Genomic DNA, 16977 nt, shown 5'->3' with positions numbered 1-16977 from the left:
GTCATCCCGGGTAGACGCGTGAGCAGGGCCGATGTCAGGGTGCATCGCGTCGCCCCGTGCGCGGGGGCAGCCAGACCTGCAGGTTGCCGCCAAGGCGCAGCACGCGCACATGCAGCTGCGCCGCCAGCTGGTCGCGGCTGTGGGCCGCGCCTGCGGTGCTGCCAAGCAGCGTGACCGGCTGCTGGCGCAGGCGCGCGCCGACGATCCAGGTGTGGCCACCATGCCAGCGATCAAGGTCCTGGACGACCTCGCCCAGCGGTGTGGAGACCCAGTGCAGGCGCCGCTCGCGCCAGGCCATTGCACCCGGATCGGCGGGCACGGTCATGCCCGGGGCGACGCTGTCGAAGCGCAGTTGTTCACCCTCGGCAACCACGGCATGGCCGTTGCCGCTGTCCACGCGGACGCGATGCTCGGTGACCGTGACCCGGCTGCTGCTGTCCAGCACGGCCAGGTCGAACGCGGTCCCCAGTGCGGTCACCGTGCCTTGCGGCGTGTGAACCTGGAACGGGCGGGCCGCATCGGCAGCTACCTCGAAGCCGGCCTGGCCGCGCTGCAGTTGCAGCTGCCGGCGTTGCGCATCGATGCGGACATGTACTTCGCTGCCTGGCGACAACCGTACCCGCGTGCCGTCCGGCAGCCGTTCGTCACGGATCTCACCGGCGACGGTACGCAGCACCTGTGCAGGCGGTGGCGAGGCATGGCGGCTGTACAGCCCGAGTGTGCACAGCAGCAGGACCGCGATGCCGGCCTCGCGCAGACGGCGGCGCTGACGGCGCTGCTGCTGGCGTTGCAGGCTGGGCAGGGCAGCGCCGGCCTGCCACAGCTGCTGCAGGTGCAGGTACTGCGCGGCGTGGCGTGGATCCGCCTGTAGCCACTGCTCGAACGCGGGTTCGTCGCGGCCCCCGTCATGGCCATCCAGCCACCAGCGCGCGGCTTCGCGTGCGATCGTCTCCTGGTTCATGCACCGGGCACCCGCTGCAGGGTGACCAGCGCGCGCAGCAGATGACCGTGTGCGGTCTGCCGGCTGATGCCGAGTTGGCGGCCGATTTCAGCCAGCCCCAGCTGTTCCACACGGGCCAGCAGGAACACCTGGCGCGAGCGTGGTGGCAGCGCGGCGATGATCGCATCGAGATGGCGCAACTGTTCGGTGTCGAGCAGACGCTGTTCCGGCTGCGGTGCCGGATCGACCAGGGCCAGTACATGCGCATCCTCCAGCGGTGCTTCGCGGCGACGCTGGCGCTGGCGGTAATGGTCGGCAATCAGATTGTGGGCAACGCGATACAGATAGGCGCGGCCATTGCCCAGCAGACCGCTGGCAGCGACCTTCAGGAAGCGCAGCCAGGTTTCCTGGACGACGTCATCGGCGTCGCAGCGTTGCGGGAGTTTGTGGCGGACATGGGCATGCAGCGGCCGGTAATGGGCCGCGCACAGCTGCGCGACATCCGTCTGTTCGACAGGCGTGGACACGGGGCGGGCAACAACTGGGAGGGGAAACAGCCCGCGGCGGCAAGGGCAGCGGCTGCACCTTACAGCAAAAGAGAATCATTTGCATCCATGAGGTGCGCCGATGCGCTGGATGGCCGATCAATTCGCGCGGCTGGCGCGGCGCATCTCCAACAGCAGGCGGTGAGCAGGGAATGTGTGCAGCGTTGGATGCCTTTGCCGATGGTACGCGTCCCAATAGCTTGCGGCGCGCTGGATGCACCGCTCGAAGAAAGCGGCGTTCTCGCGGACCAGGGGTGCGTAAGCGGTCAGGCCGATCTGCCGGGCATGATGGTCGATTGCCAGAGCGATCTCTTCGACATACTCGTTGAGCAGCGCCAGATGGAACGCCAGCACCCACGGTGCTGACGCCTGCCCCATTGCCTCGACGGCGCGTTGTCGCAGGAAACCATCGGGATGCCGGGTGGCCAGGCACAGGCACAGCAGGCGATGATCGCCCTGCAGGGAAGACGCCAGGCGTTCCAGGCGCACGCCGTCGGCGTAGATGCGATAGGGGAAGCGCAGCGCTTCTCCATCGATCAGCAGCCGGTAGTCGATGTTGCTGGGCAGTGCCTGGAGGCGGTCGAGCCATTGCTGAAGATCGCAGGCGATGCCCTGCAGGTGGACAGGTACGTCGAACATTGCGTGAGTATCGCCTGCAGGAGGGGATGCGTCAGCCCATGGTGGTGGGCGCAGCGTTGCCGGCCAGCGGCCGGCACTACCGCCGTCGGGTTAGAGATTGCGGTACTGGATCTGCACCGCCAGCACGCGCAGGCCGTCGGCGTTGCTGGACAGGATGCGCTCTTCGCCGATGCCTTTCTGCCGTTGCAGCTGGTAGCCCTGATCGGCGGGCAGCTGTGCGGCGATGCTGTCCATGTGCTGCCGGGCATCGGGGCCGCTGCAGTCGAAGTGGCCCCAGTAGGCGCCATTGCGGTGGATCTGCAATCGGTAGTTCATCGGGCTGTCTCCGGCAGTTCCTGCAACCACTGGCTGAACATCGCGGTGGCCGCTGCCGCCAGCGGTGCGCCATAGCGGCGTGCCTGCGCGCGCAGGTCGTTTGGGTCGATGCCGGCCTGGGCCAGCTCCAGGGTATGCCCGATCAACCAGCGCTCGAACTGGCGCGCATCCAGTTCAGGATGGCACTGCAGGGCCAGGGCGTGGTGACCGATGGCAAAGGCCTGGTGGCGGCAGGCCGGTGTGCTGGCCAACCGGTGCGCACCTGCCGGAAGCTCGAATGCCTCGCCATGCCAATGCAGTACCGGAATGCCCTGTAGCGCCAGCAGTGGTGAACGCTGACCCTCATCGGTCAGCAGCAGCGGCGAAAAGCCGATTTCCTTGCCGCCGCTGGGTGCAACCTGTGCGCCCAGAGCGCGTGCCATCAGCTGCGCACCCAGGCAGATGCCCAGGGTGGGCCGCTGCTGTAGCAGCCGTCGTTGCAGCAGCGCGATGCTGTTGTCGAGGAACGGGTAAAGACCAACATCATTGACGCTGATTGGCCCCCCAGCACCACCAGCAGGTCAGCCGCTTCGGCCGGATCGAGTGCATCTACACCAGCCTGCAGCACCTGCAGCTGCCAGCCCTGTGCCAACAGCAGCGGTTGCAGGGTGCCGAGGTCCTCGAAGGCAACGTGTTGCAGGACAACCGCGTGCTTCATGCCTCGGCTCCGTTGTTCGGCCAGTAGAAGCTGTCCGGGGTAGCGCGGGCGCCGAAGATGGCCTGGCCGACACGGACCACGGTCGCGCCTTCCTCGATGGCCACTTCGAAGTCACCGGACATGCCCATCGACAGCTGCGACAGGTCGAGGCCAGGTGGGGCGCTGCGTTGCAGCTGGTCGCGTAGTTCACGCAGGCGCACGAAGCACGCGCGTACACGTTCGACTTCGGGAGTGAAGATGGCCAGGGTCATCAGGCCACGCACGCGTAGCCTGTCAAAGACTGGCAAGTGCTGCACGAAGGCCCCGACGGCATCGGGTTCCAGACCGTATTTGCTGGGTTCGGCGGAGGTGTTGACCTGCACGAACACATCCAGCGTGCGGTCTTCCAGCTGCAGGCGCTGCTGCAGCGCTTCGGCTACGCGCAGGCTGTCCAGCGCCTGGAACTCGCTGGCAAAGCGCGCCACGTAGCGTGCCTTGTTGGTCTGCAGATGGCCGATCACCGACCATTTCACGCCCAGGTCGGCCAGTGTCTCGGCCTTGCGCTGTGCCTCCTGCACCTTGTTCTCGCCCAGTTCGTGGCAACCGGCGGCCACGGCCATGCGGATACGGGCGTCATCGACGGTCTTGCTGACCGGCAGCAGGCGGACGCTGGCCGGGTCCCGGCCGACCCGGGCACAGGCGTCGGCGATGCGTTGGCGCACCGTGGCCAGGTTGGCGGCGATCTGTTCAACGGACTGGGCGACGGGCCAGTCGGCGGCGGCAAGGGGCATGCGGGCACCTCCAATGCAGGGTGGCCAGGGTGGGATACACTGGCACAGGACAAGAATTATTTTGGCATAGGACAAAATGAAAATCACCGGGCATAGCGCCGAGTCGATCTTCGACAGCATCCGCGATGGCATCGGCAAGGGCCGGTTGCCAGCGGGCAGCGTGCTGCCACCGGTGCGCGAGCTGGCCGAACAGCTGGGGGTGAACCGCAACACCGTGGCCGCCGCCTACAAGCGGCTGGACGCGGCCGGCCTGGCCAGCACCGGTGGCCGCCGCGGCACGGTGGTGCGTGGCCTGCCGCCGACGATGGCGCGCGAGGGCACCCCACCGGGATTGGCCTTGCATGACCTGGCCGGTGGCAATCCGGATCCACGCCTGCTGCCGCCCCTGCGGCTGGCTCCGGCTGCGCCGCGGCTGTATGGCGTGGGTACGGTCGACCCACGGCTGCAGTCGTTGGCGCGGGCCTCGCTGGATGCGGACTGCCCGGGCGGCTATGCGCTGGAACTGACCCATGGTGCGGTCGATGGCATCGAGCGCCTGCTGGCGGCGTGGCTGCTGCCGGGCGACCGGATCGCGGTGGAGGATCCCTGCTTCCTCGGCAGCCTCAACGTGTTCAATGCCACCGGCCATGCACCATTGCCGGTGGCAGTGGATGCCAATGGCATGCAGGTCGAATCGCTGCGTCAGGCACTGGAGGCCGGCGCGCGTGCGGTGCTGCTGACCCCGCGTGCGCACAATCCGACCGGGGCCAGCCTGGATGCGAGACGGGCGCGGGCGCTGCGCCAGTTGCTGACGGCCTACCCGCAGGTGGCTGTGTTGATCGACGATCATTACGCGCTGCTCTCGCAGCAGGCCTATCACTCGGTGCTGCCGCTGGATGGCCGCCGTTGGGCATTGCTGCGCTCGCTGTCCAAACCACTGGGCCCGGACCTGCGGCTGGCCTGGCTGGCCTGTGATGACGAGACCGCGATGCGGTTGCGGTTGCGGTTGGCATCCGGTACCGGCTGGGTCAGTCATCTGCTGCAGGACGCGGCGACATCGGTGCTGGAATCGCCGCAGCAGCGGGCAAAGATCGCGTCGGCGGGTGAGCGCTACCAGCAGCGGTTGCAGTCGCTGCAGGAGCTGCTGCGGGCACGTGGCGTACCGACGCCGCAGCCGATGGAAGGATTGAACCTGTGGCTGCCGCTGCAGGGCGACAGCCATCCACAGGTGCTGGCATTGGCCTCGCGTGGATGGCATGTGCGCGCGGGCGAAGTGTTTGCAGTGGCAGCACCGGGGCATGGCCTGCGCATCACCTGCGCGGCGCTGGGGACGGTGCAGCAACGGCAGCTGGCCGATGACCTCGCCGCGGTGTTTGGACTGTAGAGTCGAGCTTGCTCGACTGCTCGTGCCAACAACAGTCGAGCAAGCTCGACTCTACATGACCGGCAGTCGAGCAAGCTCGACGCTACGGCGTGCGGTGATCAGGGCGCGGCGTTGGCACCGGGGCGGACGTAGTAGGACTGGCCGCTGTCATCGACGAACATCAGCTCCGGCTTGCCCTGCCATGAGGTGAGCATGGCGCCGGTGTTGTTCTGGTGCTTGACCATCAGGCTGGCGCCCCGGTCCGGATTGGCGACGACCTTGAAGACTTCGGTGGTGCCGCTGGCATCGTCCAAGGTCAGCACGGCTTCGCCGCCGCGGTCGCTGGTGCCGTAGCCACCGCGCTCGGAGCCATCCGGGCCGAGCAGGATCAGCCCGGAAAGCGCCGTGGCGCGCGGCCCTTGTGGGCGCCCCTGGCTGAGCGGATCGGGAACCGGTGCACCGAGGATCACGCGCGGTTGGCCGTTGCCATCGTGGATGACCAGGCCGCGTGCCTCGATGATGCGCTGTGGTGATTGGCTGCGGTGCAGGTTCCAAGCGGTCCAGCCGGATACGAGCAGGGCAAGGGTCGAGACCCCCAGGGTGGTCAGCAGCAGCGCACGGGGCATCGGGTCGTCCTTCCTTGGATGTGCCGACGATAGCGGATGCAAAAGGGGATGGGTAGAGCCGGCCGGGTAGCGTCGACTGGGTAAAGTCGACTGCTGGTCGACTGCTGTTCGATCAGGTCGCGGAAATTCCCGCGCTGACGCGCGCAAGTCGACTGACAGTCGACTCTACCCAGTAGCCATCACCCAGTAGCCGTTACGCCGTCATTCCCGGGATCAGTGGAAATCGCGGCTGTGGCTGCGCAGGCCCTGCAGCAGTTCATCCAGGCAGTGCATGCGCTGCACGATGACATGCTGCACGCCATCAACACGCTCCAGGCGGCCGTCGATCTGCATCAGCTGGGTGTCGACCAGCACCCGGTGCTGGCGATCGGCCAGGTGCCGCCAGACCACGGCGTTGACCATGCCGGTCTCGTCCTCAAGGGTGAGGAAGGTGACGCCGCTGGCGGTCTGCGGGCGCTGGCGCATGCGCACCAGGCCGGCAATGCGTACGCGGCGGCCGTGGCCGTGCCCGGCCAGCTGCGCGGCATCCAGGCAGCCACGGCTGCGCAACTGCGCACGCAGGAACGAGATCGGATGGCGACCCAGCGTGGTGCCGGTGCTGCGGTAGTCGGCCTGCATGTCTTCCCAGGCGCTGGGCAGCGGCAACGGCACGCGGGCCTCGGCCGTGGCACGCGCCTGATCGAACAAGGGCAACCGGTTTTCCACGCCGGAGATATCCCAACGCGCACGATGGCGATGGCCGCTGAGCCCACGCAACGCACCTGCATCGGCCAGCAGTCCCTGCTGGCGGCGGTCCAGTGCGGTGCGCTGGCACAGGTCGCCGACATCGTCGAACGGACGCCGCGCACGCTCGCGCACGATGGCCTGCACGGCCGGTTCGCTGCAGCCGTCGATCAGGCGCAGGCCGAGCCGGATCGCCGCTGGCCCCTTGCTGAAATCCAGCGTGCAGTCCCAGTTGCTGTGGCGCACGTCCACCGGCAGCACGCCGATGCCGTGCCGGCGCGCGTCCTGCAGCAGCTGATCGGGGCTGTAGAACCCCAGCGGCTGGCTGTTGATCAGGCTGGCGGTGAACGCGGCGGGATGGTGGCACTTCAGCCAGCAGCTGGCATAGGTGAGCAGGGCAAAACTGGCGGCGTGGCTTTCCGGGAAGCCGTAATCGCCGAAGCCCTTGATCTGTTCGAACAGGTGTTCGCCGTACTCGCGGCTGAAGCCGTTGCTCAACATGCCGGCCAGCAACTTCTCGCGATGCGGTTCCAGCCCGCCACGGCGCTTCCACGCCGCCATCGAACGGCGCAGCGCGTCGGCTTCGCCGGGGGTGTAGCTGGCCGCATCCACCGCCAGCTGCATCACCTGTTCCTGGAACAGTGGCACGCCCAGGGTACGCGCGAACACGCGTTCCAGCTGCGGCGGATACAAGGGTTCCTCCAGGTTGTCCAGCGCCTGCGGGCCCTGTTCACGCAGCAGCCGGCGTCGTTCCAGGTAGGGGTGCACCATGTCACCCTGGATCGGGCCGGGGCGCACGATCGCCACTTCGATCACCAGGTCGTAGAAATTGCGCGGCTGCATGCGTGGCAGCATCGCCATCTGTGCGCGCGACTCGATCTGGAACACGCCGATGGTGTCGGCGGCACTGATCATGTCGTAGGTCGGGGTGTCCTCGTCCGGGATGGCATCCATGCGCCCGCTGTGCAGGCCGTGCTGCTGCAGCATCGCCAGGCATTTGCGGATGGCGGTGAGCATGCCCAGCGCCAGGCAGTCGACCTTCATCAGGCCGGTGGCATCCAGGTCATCCTTGTCCCACTGGATGACGGTGCGGTCGGCCATCGCCGCGTTCTCCACCGGCACCAGGGTCGACAGCGGATGCTCGGAAATCACGAAACCGCCCGGATGCTGTGACAAGTGGCGCGGGAAGTCGATCAGTTCGGCAGTCAGTGCCAGCAGCCGCCGCATCAGCGGTGTGTCCGGATCGAAACCGCGCTCGCGCAGGGTCTCCGGCAGCGGCACATGGCCACCCCAGTGGTCCATCGCTGCGCCCAGTTCGTTGACCTGGTCCATCGGCAGGCCGAGCGCACGGGCCACGTCGCGGATCGCGCTGCGGCCACGGTAGCTGATCGCCACCGCGGTCAATGCGGCGCGTTCACGGCCATAGCGGTTGAACACGTACTGCAGCACTTCCTCGCGGCGCTCGTGCTCGAAATCGATGTCGATATCCGGCGGCTCGTCGCGCTCGGCGGAGATGAAACGCTCGAACAGCAGGTTGCTGCGCGCCGGGTCGATCTCGGTCACGCCCAGCACGAAGCACACCGCCGAGTTGGCCGCCGAACCGCGGCCCTGGCAGAGGATGTCCTGGCTGCGCGCGAAACGCACGATGTCCTGCACGGTGAGGAAGTACGAGGCGTAGTTCTTCTGCTTGATCAACGCCAGTTCGTGCTCGATCTGCGTGCGTTGTGCCGGTTTTATGCCGTCTTTCCAGCGCCACGGGATGCCACGCTCGACCAGCACGCGCAGCCAGCTGTCCGGATCATGCCCTTCGGGCACCAGCTCGCGCGGATAGGTGTACTGCAGCTGCTCCAGCGTGAAGTGGCACCGCTCGGCGATGCGCAGGGTCTCGGCCAGCAGTTCGGGTGGGTACAGCTGGGCCAGTGCTGTGCGTGGACGCAGGTGGCGCTCGCCGTTGGGGAACAGGCGCCAGCCGGCTTCGGCCACGCTGCACCGGTGGCGAATGGCGGTCAGGGTGTCCTGCAGGGCGCGGCGGCGACGCACATGCATGTGCACATCACCACAGGCCACCAGCGGCAGGCGATGGCGTTCACCGAACGCCTGCAGCTGCTGCAGGCGGCGTGCATCGTCGTGTTCGTGGTGCAGCTCCACCGCCAGCCACAGCCGGTCATCGAAGCCGGCGCGCAGCAGTTCCAGGTCGGTGGCGGCCGGTTGCCGGTCCAGCCACAGGCACAGCAGGCCGTCGGGCAGGCCGAGCAGATCCTCACGCAGGCAGCGGTACTCGCCCTTGGCCGCGCGTCGCCGGCAGGTGGTGATCAACTGGCACAGCCCGGTGTAGGCCGCCTGGTCGGTGCACAGCAGGGCCAGCTTCGGCCCGTCCTCGACCTGGAATTCGGCACCGACGATCAGTGCTACGCCATGCGTCTTCGCTGCCTGCCAGGCGCGCACGATGCCGGCCAGCGAGCACTCGTCGGTGATCGCCAATGCGCGGTAACCCTGGCCAGCGGCGCGCGCGAACAGTTCTTCGGCGATCGAGGCACCACGCTGGAAACTGAAGGCCGACAGGCAATGCAGTTCGGCGTAGCCGGGCAGTCCGCTGTGCATCGCGGCTCAGCCGAACCAGCCGTGCAGCATCCACGGTGCGTGTGGATCGTTACGCATGCGGAACGCCCAGCCGCGCTGGCCATGCGCGGTTTCCACCACGTAATAGTCGCGCCGTGCATCGGCCTGGTCCCACCAGCCCGATTCGATCCGCTCCGGCCCGGCGACGATGCGCAGGCGTGGGTCGCGCAGCGGCTGCGGCGTCTCCAGCAGCCAACCGGGGCGCAGCGGCCAACACGCGGGCGGCTTGACCGGTGGCTGGGTGCCACTGGCGCGTTCGGGGCGATGGTCGGCCTGTACCGCCAGCGGCTGCACCGCATCATCGCCCAGCCGTGCGCGCAGGCGTTCGCGCAGCTGGTTCCAGGGCATCGCCTGCGCGGGCCGGGTATCGAACAGATCGCGCGCGGCCGGTACGAAGGGCGGCAACTGCTCGGCCTGCAGGCGCAGCGCGCGGCTGCCGGCGGGCAGGGCGAAGGCTTCCATGCGGTTGCGCGCGATCTCGAACAGCAGCGCGGCATCGCGCTCGGGTGCCAGCAGGCCGATGGTCAGCACACTGGCCGGCAGCAGGTCGTGCTCGAAATGCAGGTCGAAGCGTTGCACGCCGCCATCGCGCGAGCACAGGAAGGCGGCCAGGTCCAGCAGCAGGCGGCGCAGCGGGAACAGCAGGGCCTGGCTGGATTCGATCTCGTATTCGAATTCGATGCGTGCATCGAAACGGTCCGGTGGCTGGTAGTAGCGCAGTGGCGCGGTGGGCAGGCCCCGCAATGCGTCCAGCTGCTGCAGTACCTCGGGGTGAAACGCCGGGCCAGGCTGTCGCGTGGCAGGTCGAGCACCGCCCCCAGCGTGCGCAAACCGGAGCGGCCGAGCACGGTCACCGCATCGCCGGGCAGGCCGCAGCGTGGCAGCGGCAGTTGTGCCAGCACCGCCGGCAGCTGCTGTGCATCGATGCCAAGGCCGTCATGCACATTGGCCAGCACGCGTGCGGCATGCGGGTTGGGCGCGGCCACCAGGCGATGGCGGAAGCCGAGTTCATGCAGTTCGTTGCGCAGGCGCTGTTCGATGGCGGGCCAGTCACCGAACAGGGCGCGGCTGGCACCGATCTCCAGTACCAGCGCATGCGGGAAATCGAGGCTGACCTGCGAGCTGTAAGCGTAGGCCCAGCTGGCCAGCAGCTGCCGGGTGTGCTGTTCGGCGTTGGGGTCGTAATCGTGCAGATGCAGGTCCTGCACCAGCACCTGCGCGGCCGACAGCAGCATGCCCGGGCGCAGGCCCACCGCGCGCGCGGCCGGGCTGACCGCGCGCAGCACGCGGCGCTGTGCCGGCCCCTGCAGCAGCACCAGCGGCCGCTGCGGGTCCGGCTGCAGGCGCAGCACGCTGTCCAGCGCCAGCTGCGGCAACAACAGGCAGGCCCAGTGCATGGCGCGGCCTCAGTGCGCGATGGCCAGCGGCAGTGGCTGTGCCGGCGGCAACCCGCCGCGGCACTTCAGCACCCGCACCTGGCCATGCTCGAGCTGCAGGCGCAGGCTGGCCGGGGAGGGGTTGCGTGCCGCACGTGCTTCGCGGAACACGAAGCCCAGGCACTGGCCGCTGTCGGCGGCCACCTGCAGGCGGCGCAGGGCGCGGTCGTCGGCCTGCTGCGGCCAGCACAGCACCGCCGCACAGGCGGCAGAGCGCAGGCATTGTTCGGCCGCCCACAGCGCCTGCTTCGGTGTGGCCTGGATGATCTGCAGCTGGGCCAGCTCCAACCCGGCGGCGGCCCAGGCCGGCGCATGCGGGCGATAGGGCGGGGCGATCAGCACGATCGGGCGGTCGCGTTGGCTCAGCTTTGCCAGCGCCGGCCAGACCAGGGCCAGTTCGCCCACGCCGGGCGCGGCCTGCAGCACCTCGCACAGCCCGCTGGCCGGCCAGCCGCCACCGGGCAGGCGGGCGTCCAGGGCCGGGTGGCCGCTGGCCAGATGGTCGCTGGCCGGCCCGTAGCGGGCCGGGCCACGCCACAGCTGGCGGCCATCCAGCAGCCGGTCGAGGGCGACGACGGCGCCCATCAGCCGGTCCTCCAGGGGAGGCGCCGGGCAGGCTGGAAGCGGCAGAGATGGGCGGAAACGGCGGGCATGGAGCGAGTATCGACAGGCGCGTATCAGGGGCTGAGACCGGACATGCTACTCGCGTTGTAAGTAGAATTACTAATGAAATCGGCGGGGTGGGTTTCAGGTTGCTGAAGGGGTAAAGGAGTGCCGACCAGGGTCGGCACCCACAGGCCCCGGTTACGGGCGCACCGGCAACGCCACCGGTCGCAACGGTGCGGCATCGCCGCCGCGGATCTTCAACGGGCCGCCGATGAAGGCGAACTCGTAGACCTTGTCGCGGGCCAGTTCGTCCAGTGCCACCAGTTCGATGATCGGCGCACCCTGCTGGGCCAACAGGTAGGTGTGCAGCGGCACATAATCATCGGACACCTCCGACGGGAAGGTCTCGAAGCTGAGGTTGTCGGCGCCGACGATCATCGCGCCACTGTCTTCGACCAGGAAGCGCGCCGCGTCCAGGCCCATGCCCGGCGGGTTGGCCATGTAGGCCTTCGGCTGCTCGAACAGGCGCATGCGGCCGGTGCGGATCAGCACCACGTCACCCTGCTGCAGCGCCACCTTCTGCCGTGCCAGTGCATCCTTCAGGTCCTGGCGGGTGACGCGGTAGCTGTCCGGCAGCATGTCCACGCCCTTGGCGCCGGCCACGTCGATCAGCACGCCACGGGCGATCAGCGGCGGGAATTTCTCGATGCCGGTGACATTCCAGCCACGGTCGCCCAGATGCTTGTCGGCCTCGAAGCCATTCCAGATCTTTCCGTGGATGCCGAAGTGGTTCAACGCATCGATGTGGGTACCGGTGTGGCTGTACATCGAAAACGCGGTGCCGGTGTAGCTGCGGGTGAGGTTCATGGTCTGGCCCACGCCCATCGGATCATCCATCACCGTGCCGCGCGGGGTGTGGGTCATCCAGAACTGGTAGTGCGGGTCGCCAGCGTCCTGCCAGCTGGGCATGCCGACGTAGTACTCGGTGGCCAGGTCATAGGCCTTGCCGCCGCTGACCCGCGACAGGATCGCCGCGCGCGAGGCGTCGGTGATCAGGTTGAGGCGGCCGATCTCGTCCTTCGGCCCCCAGGGGCTGGTGCCGACCTGCTGGCCGGAGGGAACGCGTTCGTGCGCGGACACCGTGGTGGAAGCAGCGGTGCCGGCCAGCAGCAGGGCCAGTGCGGTGGCCAGGGTACGTGGGGTCATGGGGAATCTCCTTGTGGGGTGGGGGACAGTGCGGCTCAGGCCGCGACCAGGTGCGCCAGGGCCTGGCGCAGGTGTGGCAACGGCAGGGTCTGCAGGCGCAGGCCGTTGCCGCCGATCACGGTGGGAATGGAATGGATGCCGAGGGCCGCGGCTTCGGCACGATCGGTCTGCACGCGCTGCCGTACGGCGTCGCTGCGCATCGCATCGGCGAAGGTGCCGCGCCGATGGCCCAGCGATTCGGCGATGTCCAGCAGCACATCGGCATCGCCGATGTTGCGGTGCTGGTGCAGGTGCGCCCACTGCACCGCGTCGAACATCGCGCCATGGGCATCGTTGCCGCCGATCAGCCCGGCGGCCTGGCAGGCCAGTGCGCCCAGCCAGCCGGAGGGATACTCGAAGTCCTGTGCGCGCATGCCTTCGATATCGATGCGTGCGGTGTCTTCATGCGCGGCGCAGTCGGTCCAGTGGCGCAGGATGGTCGCCTTGGCACGGGCCATCGAGCCGAACACCTCGATCATCCGGGCGCGCGAGTCCTGCAGCACGAAGCTGCGGTGGCGCACCTGGATGCCGAGTTCGGCCGAGACCTGCTGCAGGCGCGGAGCCAGCACGAAGCACCAGCCGCAGACCACGTCGTGGAAGAAATCGACCACCGGCGCTGCGGTGGCGGGGAAGGAGCGGAAGACATCTGCCTGCCATCGGTGAAGGAGGAGGCGGCAGAGTAGGCAGTGCGGCGTGGCCGAAACAGCACGCCACGGGCAGCTCAGTTTTCGCTGGGAGTTACGAATCCAGGCCGGCGCAGCCGGGCAGCTCGGCGTGCAGGAAGTCGATGAAGGCGCGCACCTTGGGCTGCAGGTGGCGCGAGGTGGGGTAGACCGCATGTACGAAGCGTGGCGGATAGCGATGGTCGGGCAGCACCTGCTGCAGGGCGCCGCTTGCCAGTGCCGGAGCGGCCAGGAACGAGGGCAGGGCGCCGATGCCCATGCCGGCCACCAGCAGGTCGCGCAGCAGCAGGCTGTTGTTGACGGTGACGCGCGCCGGCAGGGTGATGGTCACCTGGCCATCCGGGCCGAGCAGCGGCCAGCTGCCGGGCGAGTCGGACAGGCTGTAGGCCAGTACGCTGTGCGCCTGCAGATCGTCCACCACCTGCGGTGCCGGATGCTGCTGCAGGTAGGACGGGGCCGCGCACAACACCTGCTGCAGCGAGGCCAGGCGGCGTGCCACCAGCCGCGAATCGTCCAGTTCGGCACGGATGCGCAGGGAGACATCGAAGCCTTCACCGACGGCATCGATCAACCGGTCTTCCATCAGCAGATCCAGTGACAGCTGCGGATGCTGCTGCAGGAAGCGCGGCAGCAGCGGCGACAACGTGCTCAGCGCGAACGACTGCGGCGCGTTCACCCGCAGGCGTCCGCCCACCTCGCCACGCTGTTCGGCGATGCCGCGCTCCAGCGCGTCCAGCTCGTCGAGCAGGCGGCAGCATTCGCGGTAATAGGCGTGGCCGGTTTCGGTCAGGCTCATGCGCCGCGTGGTCCGCTGCAGCAGCACCACACCCAGGTGGCTTTCCAGCGTACGCAGCTGCTTGCTCAGCCCGGCTGGCGAAAGGCCAAGATCTTCGGCAGCGCGGGCGAGTCCGCCACGTTCGACGATGCGGCGGAAGGCGCGCATCAGGTTGAAGGAGTCCATGCCGGTCCCGGGCGCGATGAGGGCTTCATTGTAGATCCACGCCATGCGTGGATGCAGGAAACACGGTGCCGACCAGGCTCGGCCTCCACCCGCGGCGCACGGATTGCGCCGTTTGTTCAAGCCAGCAACCCACACGCCACGCCAGCATGCAGGCCCCTCACTTTCCGGGTTGCCCATGAAGCACTGGATGCTCCGCCTGTATGCCCCCTGTTCCTGCTTGGATTCGTCTCTGCCGCCATCGTCTGGGTGGGGCGCTGCCACGGTGACCCACTATGGCTGCTGGCCCTGCTGGCGCTGGCCATCGCGCTCTCATTCGGCGCCGAACGGGCCTGGCCGTATGATCCGGCGTTCAACCACGATCATGGCGACAGCGTGCGCGATACCCTGCACGCACTGGTCAATGAAGGGCTGAACCTGTTGTCGATCGCCGCGGTGCCGTTGCTGGCGGCGATCATTCCGTGGCAGCTTTGGCCGGTACAGTGGCCGTTTGCCGTGCAGGTGCTGCTGGCCATCGTGGCGGCAGACCTCGGCATCACCCTGGTGCACTACGCCAGCCATCGCATCGGCTGGTTGTGGCGGCTGCATGCCGTGCATCACAGCGTCACCCGCATGTACGGCTTCAACGGCCTGATGAAGCACCCGCTGCATCAGGCGGCCGAGGCGGTGGGGGCGTGCTGCCATTGCTGGTGCTGGGCCTGCCGATGCCGGTGGCGGCAGTGCTGGCGTTTGCCATCGCCATCCAGCTGTTGCTGCAGCATTCCAACGTGGACATGCGCCCCGGCGTGCTGGGCCGGGTGATGGCGTGGGCGCCACTGCATCGCTTCCACCACATGCGCTACGGCACTGCTGGCGATGTCAATTTCGGCCTGTTCCTGACCCTCTGGGATCATCTGCTGGGGACCGCTTTCGATGCACCGGGCTATCGGCTGCGGCAGCAGGACCTCGGCATCGGCAGCCAGCCGGACTACCCGCGCGATTATCCGGGGCAGCTGCTGGCGCCGTTCCGCGAGCTGCCGCATTGTGACGTGCCGGAACTACCCGAAGGCCTGCGCAGGCGGGAGTGATCGAGCGTGTCAGGCCGCGTGCAGCTGCAGGCCTTGCAGCTGTGCCGCACCGATGCCGAACATGCGGCGCAGGCTGCGCGACAGATGGGCCAGGTCGGCGAAGCCGGCGGCATGCGCGCTGTCGGTGAGGCTGTGCCCGCGCAGGTGATGTGCCAGCGCGGTGCGCAGGCGCTGCCACAGCACCCAACCACGCAGGGTCACCGCCAGGTCGGACTGGAAACGCCGGTGCAGCTGGCTGGTCGACAGATGCGCCGCTTCGGCGATATCGGCGGCCGGCACCGGGCCAGGCAGGTGCTGGCCGATGCGGGCCAGCGCCGCCTGCACGCGGCGGTCGAGTGGCTGTGCGCGGCTCAGTTGCGGCAACCAGTCGTGCAGTTGCGCCGCAGTACCGGGCAGCGTGTGCAGATGCTGCTGGATCTGTTCAAGGTCGGCATGCGCCGGTTCGAGGAACACCGTGCAACCCGTTTGCGGCGCCGACACGATTGCGTGCGGCTGGAACGAGGGCAGCCACAGCCGCTGGCCCTGCTGACGCATGCCGTCGATTTCGACCTGCCAGGGAGTCTCCTCACTCAACAGCAGTTGATGGGCATAGTGCGCATGTGCAGCGCTGCCGCCGGCATGACCCTGCAACACGGCCACGTGGGCACCCAGCAGCAGCGTGCCATTCCAGGGCAGGGCGGGGGAGGACATGGTGGGATTGTAGATCCACGCCTTGCGTGGATGAATCTCCATCGAAATCGAATATTCCGAGAGTTGAACGAAGAGCAGCCGAGCATGGGCTCGGCTCTACAGCAGGCCGTGCGGGGAATTGTCGAAGGCGGGGTGGGTCCGGTTGCGGGGGCGTGAGCGCCATGGATGGCGCGACCGAGCCTCCATGGATGGATTTACGGCGTCCCCCGCAACCGGACCCGCCCCGCCTACCCACAGGAGCCCAGCTTTTGCTTCTGCTGTTGCTTTGGCCGTTGCCTCTGCGGGTGCCGGGCGCAGCCCGGCCGTCACCTCACCGCCCGTGCGGATCCGGCCGGTGATGCACGTACTCGACCACCGTGCCATCAGGGTGCACGGCGTTGAACGCCGCGCCGGTCGGCACCACCTGCAGCGGGAAGATGATTTCGGCGCCGGCCGCGACCAGCTTGTCGTGATAGGGCCGAACATCGTCGACCAGCAGTGTGCCGGTGGTCGAGGTGAACGGTGCCAGCGCCGCCGCGCTGCCTTCGATCAGCAGGAACGCACCGACCATCGCCAGGCGCAGCCCGGCGTCGGGAAACGGGAATCCAGCGTCGGCGACCACGCCCTGCAACTGCTCGTAGAAGGCCACGCTGCGTTCCAGCTCACCGGGGGCCACGAACACCCGGATCAGCACGCGTGGCGCGCGCTGGCTGGACGTATCGCAGCGGTCGCGCCAGAGATGGTCGAAGTCGCGGTGGACGGTCATGGGCTCGGTTCGTGGCCAGGGATCTCCATTATCAGCAGCCCTGCGAGGCCTGCTGATGACCGCCGGTGATGGCCTGATAACCACCGGCCCGGTTGCCCCTGTGACTTAGGTCCTGTTGACAGGTGTGAACGCCCTCGCACAATCTTCACATGATTGGGTCGCCCTGCGCGGCCCGGGCAGGCAGGTTGTCACGCCGGGAGGAGGGTCCCGCGCGCAGACCGGCCCGCCCTTCGGCCTGCGGGACGTTGCCTGGCAACCCCTGCGCGGCATGAACGCTGCACCCTTCGGCGGCACTTTCCCTGGACCGATTGCCTTGGCAACGGAATTACGC

The 16977-nt window shown here is 68.1% G+C and carries 14 protein-coding genes and 3 pseudogenes; 2 read left to right on the top strand and 15 right to left on the bottom strand.

All coding sequences use genetic code 11. The features are described 5' to 3' along the window. Positions 1-34: 34 nt before the first annotated feature. The 6 genes and pseudogenes from N4G47_RS11120 to N4G47_RS11095 form a co-directional block, all read right to left on the bottom strand. Complete coding sequence (locus N4G47_RS11120) at positions 35-961, bottom strand: FecR family protein (RefSeq protein ID WP_475287134.1); 927 nt, start codon at positions 959-961, stop codon at positions 35-37. Continuing rightward, complete coding sequence (locus tag N4G47_RS11115; protein ID WP_107233184.1) at positions 958-1467, bottom strand: RNA polymerase sigma factor; 510 nt, start codon at positions 1465-1467, stop codon at positions 958-960. The genes N4G47_RS11120 and N4G47_RS11115 overlap by 4 nt, the downstream gene beginning before the upstream one ends. 117 nt (positions 1468-1584) lie before the next feature. Further along, complete coding sequence (locus N4G47_RS11110; RefSeq protein ID WP_475287132.1) at positions 1585-2124, bottom strand: hypothetical protein; 540 nt, start codon at positions 2122-2124, stop codon at positions 1585-1587. A gap of 90 nt (positions 2125-2214) precedes the next feature. Next, entirely contained in the window at positions 2215-2439 is a 225-nt protein-coding gene (locus N4G47_RS11105; protein ID WP_107233186.1) for a hypothetical protein, read from the bottom strand. Then, positions 2436-3136 (bottom strand): annotated as a pseudogene (locus tag N4G47_RS11100) (glutamine amidotransferase). The gene N4G47_RS11105 and the pseudogene N4G47_RS11100 overlap by 4 nt, the downstream one beginning before the upstream one ends. Next, the gene (locus N4G47_RS11095) at positions 3133-3906 is read right to left on the bottom strand and encodes a YggS family pyridoxal phosphate-dependent enzyme (RefSeq protein ID WP_475287130.1); all 774 of its coding nucleotides are present in this window, start codon (positions 3904-3906) and stop codon (positions 3133-3135) included. Before N4G47_RS11095 ends, N4G47_RS11100 begins: the two are co-directional and overlap by 4 nt. Positions 3907-3982: 76 nt before the next feature. On the opposite strand from N4G47_RS11095, the gene ptsJ reads away from it, so the two are divergent. After that, a complete protein-coding gene (ptsJ, locus tag N4G47_RS11090) occupies positions 3983-5269 on the top strand; it encodes a MocR-like B6 salvage transcription factor PtsJ (protein ID WP_475287128.1) in 1287 nt (428 codons plus the stop codon). Between the two features lie 98 nt (positions 5270-5367). On the opposite strand, the gene N4G47_RS11085 is transcribed toward ptsJ, so the two are convergent. From N4G47_RS11085 to N4G47_RS11055, 7 genes and pseudogenes are all read right to left on the bottom strand, one after another. After that, complete coding sequence (locus N4G47_RS11085; protein WP_107233190.1) at positions 5368-5874, bottom strand: hypothetical protein; 507 nt, start codon at positions 5872-5874, stop codon at positions 5368-5370. 213 nt (positions 5875-6087) lie between these two features. Further along, positions 6088-9198 carry an error-prone DNA polymerase gene (locus N4G47_RS11080; protein ID WP_475287125.1) on the bottom strand — a complete coding sequence of 1037 codons (3111 nt, stop codon included), beginning with the start codon at positions 9196-9198 and terminating at the stop codon, positions 6088-6090. A gap of 6 nt (positions 9199-9204) precedes the next feature. Then, positions 9205-10613: pseudogene (locus tag N4G47_RS11075) on the bottom strand (Y-family DNA polymerase). A 9-nt stretch (positions 10614-10622) separates the two neighbouring features. Continuing rightward, positions 10623-11237 (bottom strand): translesion DNA synthesis-associated protein ImuA, encoded by a 615-nt coding sequence (gene imuA, locus N4G47_RS11070; RefSeq protein WP_475287123.1) that lies wholly within the window; start codon positions 11235-11237, stop codon positions 10623-10625. Positions 11238-11456: 219 nt separating this feature from the next. Then, entirely contained in the window at positions 11457-12464 is a 1008-nt protein-coding gene (locus tag N4G47_RS11065; RefSeq protein WP_475287121.1) for a cyclase family protein, read from the bottom strand. Positions 12465-12499: 35 nt separating this feature from the next. Beyond that, entirely contained in the window at positions 12500-13114 is a 615-nt protein-coding gene (locus tag N4G47_RS11060) for a DsbA family oxidoreductase (protein WP_475287120.1), read from the bottom strand. 127 nt (positions 13115-13241) lie between these two features. Beyond that, positions 13242-14192: a LysR family transcriptional regulator gene (locus N4G47_RS11055; protein WP_475287118.1), complete on the bottom strand. Its 951-nt coding sequence runs from the start codon at positions 14190-14192 to the stop codon at positions 13242-13244. Positions 14193-14322: 130 nt separating this feature from the next. Here N4G47_RS11055 and N4G47_RS11050 point away from each other — a divergent pair. Further along, a pseudogene (locus N4G47_RS11050) lies at positions 14323-15211 on the top strand (sterol desaturase family protein). A gap of 9 nt (positions 15212-15220) precedes the next feature. Here N4G47_RS11050 and N4G47_RS11045 read toward each other — a convergent pair. Both N4G47_RS11045 and N4G47_RS11040 read right to left on the bottom strand, forming a co-directional pair. Then, positions 15221-15943 (bottom strand): helix-turn-helix domain-containing protein, encoded by a 723-nt coding sequence (locus N4G47_RS11045; protein WP_475287116.1) that lies wholly within the window; start codon positions 15941-15943, stop codon positions 15221-15223. A 268-nt stretch (positions 15944-16211) separates the two neighbouring features. Beyond that, entirely contained in the window at positions 16212-16646 is a 435-nt protein-coding gene (locus tag N4G47_RS11040; RefSeq protein ID WP_249843693.1) for a VOC family protein, read from the bottom strand. Positions 16647-16977 lie beyond the last annotated feature (331 nt).

It is taken from the genome of Stenotrophomonas sp. GSD10, assembly GCF_056172695.1.
Note: the sequence above shows the minus strand (reverse complement) of the source record. Positions and strands in the feature narration are given on the sequence as shown.

Excerpts from the sequence above, each read along its gene's own strand:
- N4G47_RS11120 (WP_475287134.1), bottom strand. The coding sequence starts at position 961 with ATGAACCAGGAGACGATCGCACGCGAAGCCGCGCGCTGGTGGCTGGAT.
- N4G47_RS11110 (WP_475287132.1), bottom strand. The coding sequence starts at position 2,124 with ATGTTCGACGTACCTGTCCACCTGCAGGGCATCGCCTGCGATCTTCAG.
- N4G47_RS11105 (WP_107233186.1), bottom strand. The coding sequence starts at position 2,439 with ATGAACTACCGATTGCAGATCCACCGCAATGGCGCCTACTGGGGCCAC.
- N4G47_RS11095 (WP_475287130.1), bottom strand. The coding sequence starts at position 3,906 with ATGCCCCTTGCCGCCGCCGACTGGCCCGTCGCCCAGTCCGTTGAACAG.
- ptsJ (WP_475287128.1), top strand. The coding sequence starts at position 3,983 with ATGAAAATCACCGGGCATAGCGCCGAGTCGATCTTCGACAGCATCCGC.
- N4G47_RS11085 (WP_107233190.1), bottom strand. The coding sequence starts at position 5,874 with ATGCCCCGTGCGCTGCTGCTGACCACCCTGGGGGTCTCGACCCTTGCC.
- N4G47_RS11080 (WP_475287125.1), bottom strand. The coding sequence starts at position 9,198 with ATGCACAGCGGACTGCCCGGCTACGCCGAACTGCATTGCCTGTCGGCC.
- imuA (WP_475287123.1), bottom strand. The coding sequence starts at position 11,237 with ATGGGCGCCGTCGTCGCCCTCGACCGGCTGCTGGATGGCCGCCAGCTG.
- N4G47_RS11065 (WP_475287121.1), bottom strand. The coding sequence starts at position 12,464 with ATGACCCCACGTACCCTGGCCACCGCACTGGCCCTGCTGCTGGCCGGC.
- N4G47_RS11055 (WP_475287118.1), bottom strand. The coding sequence starts at position 14,192 with ATGGCGTGGATCTACAATGAAGCCCTCATCGCGCCCGGGACCGGCATG.
- N4G47_RS11045 (WP_475287116.1), bottom strand. The coding sequence starts at position 15,943 with ATGGAGATTCATCCACGCAAGGCGTGGATCTACAATCCCACCATGTCC.
- N4G47_RS11040 (WP_249843693.1), bottom strand. The coding sequence starts at position 16,646 with ATGACCGTCCACCGCGACTTCGACCATCTCTGGCGCGACCGCTGCGAT.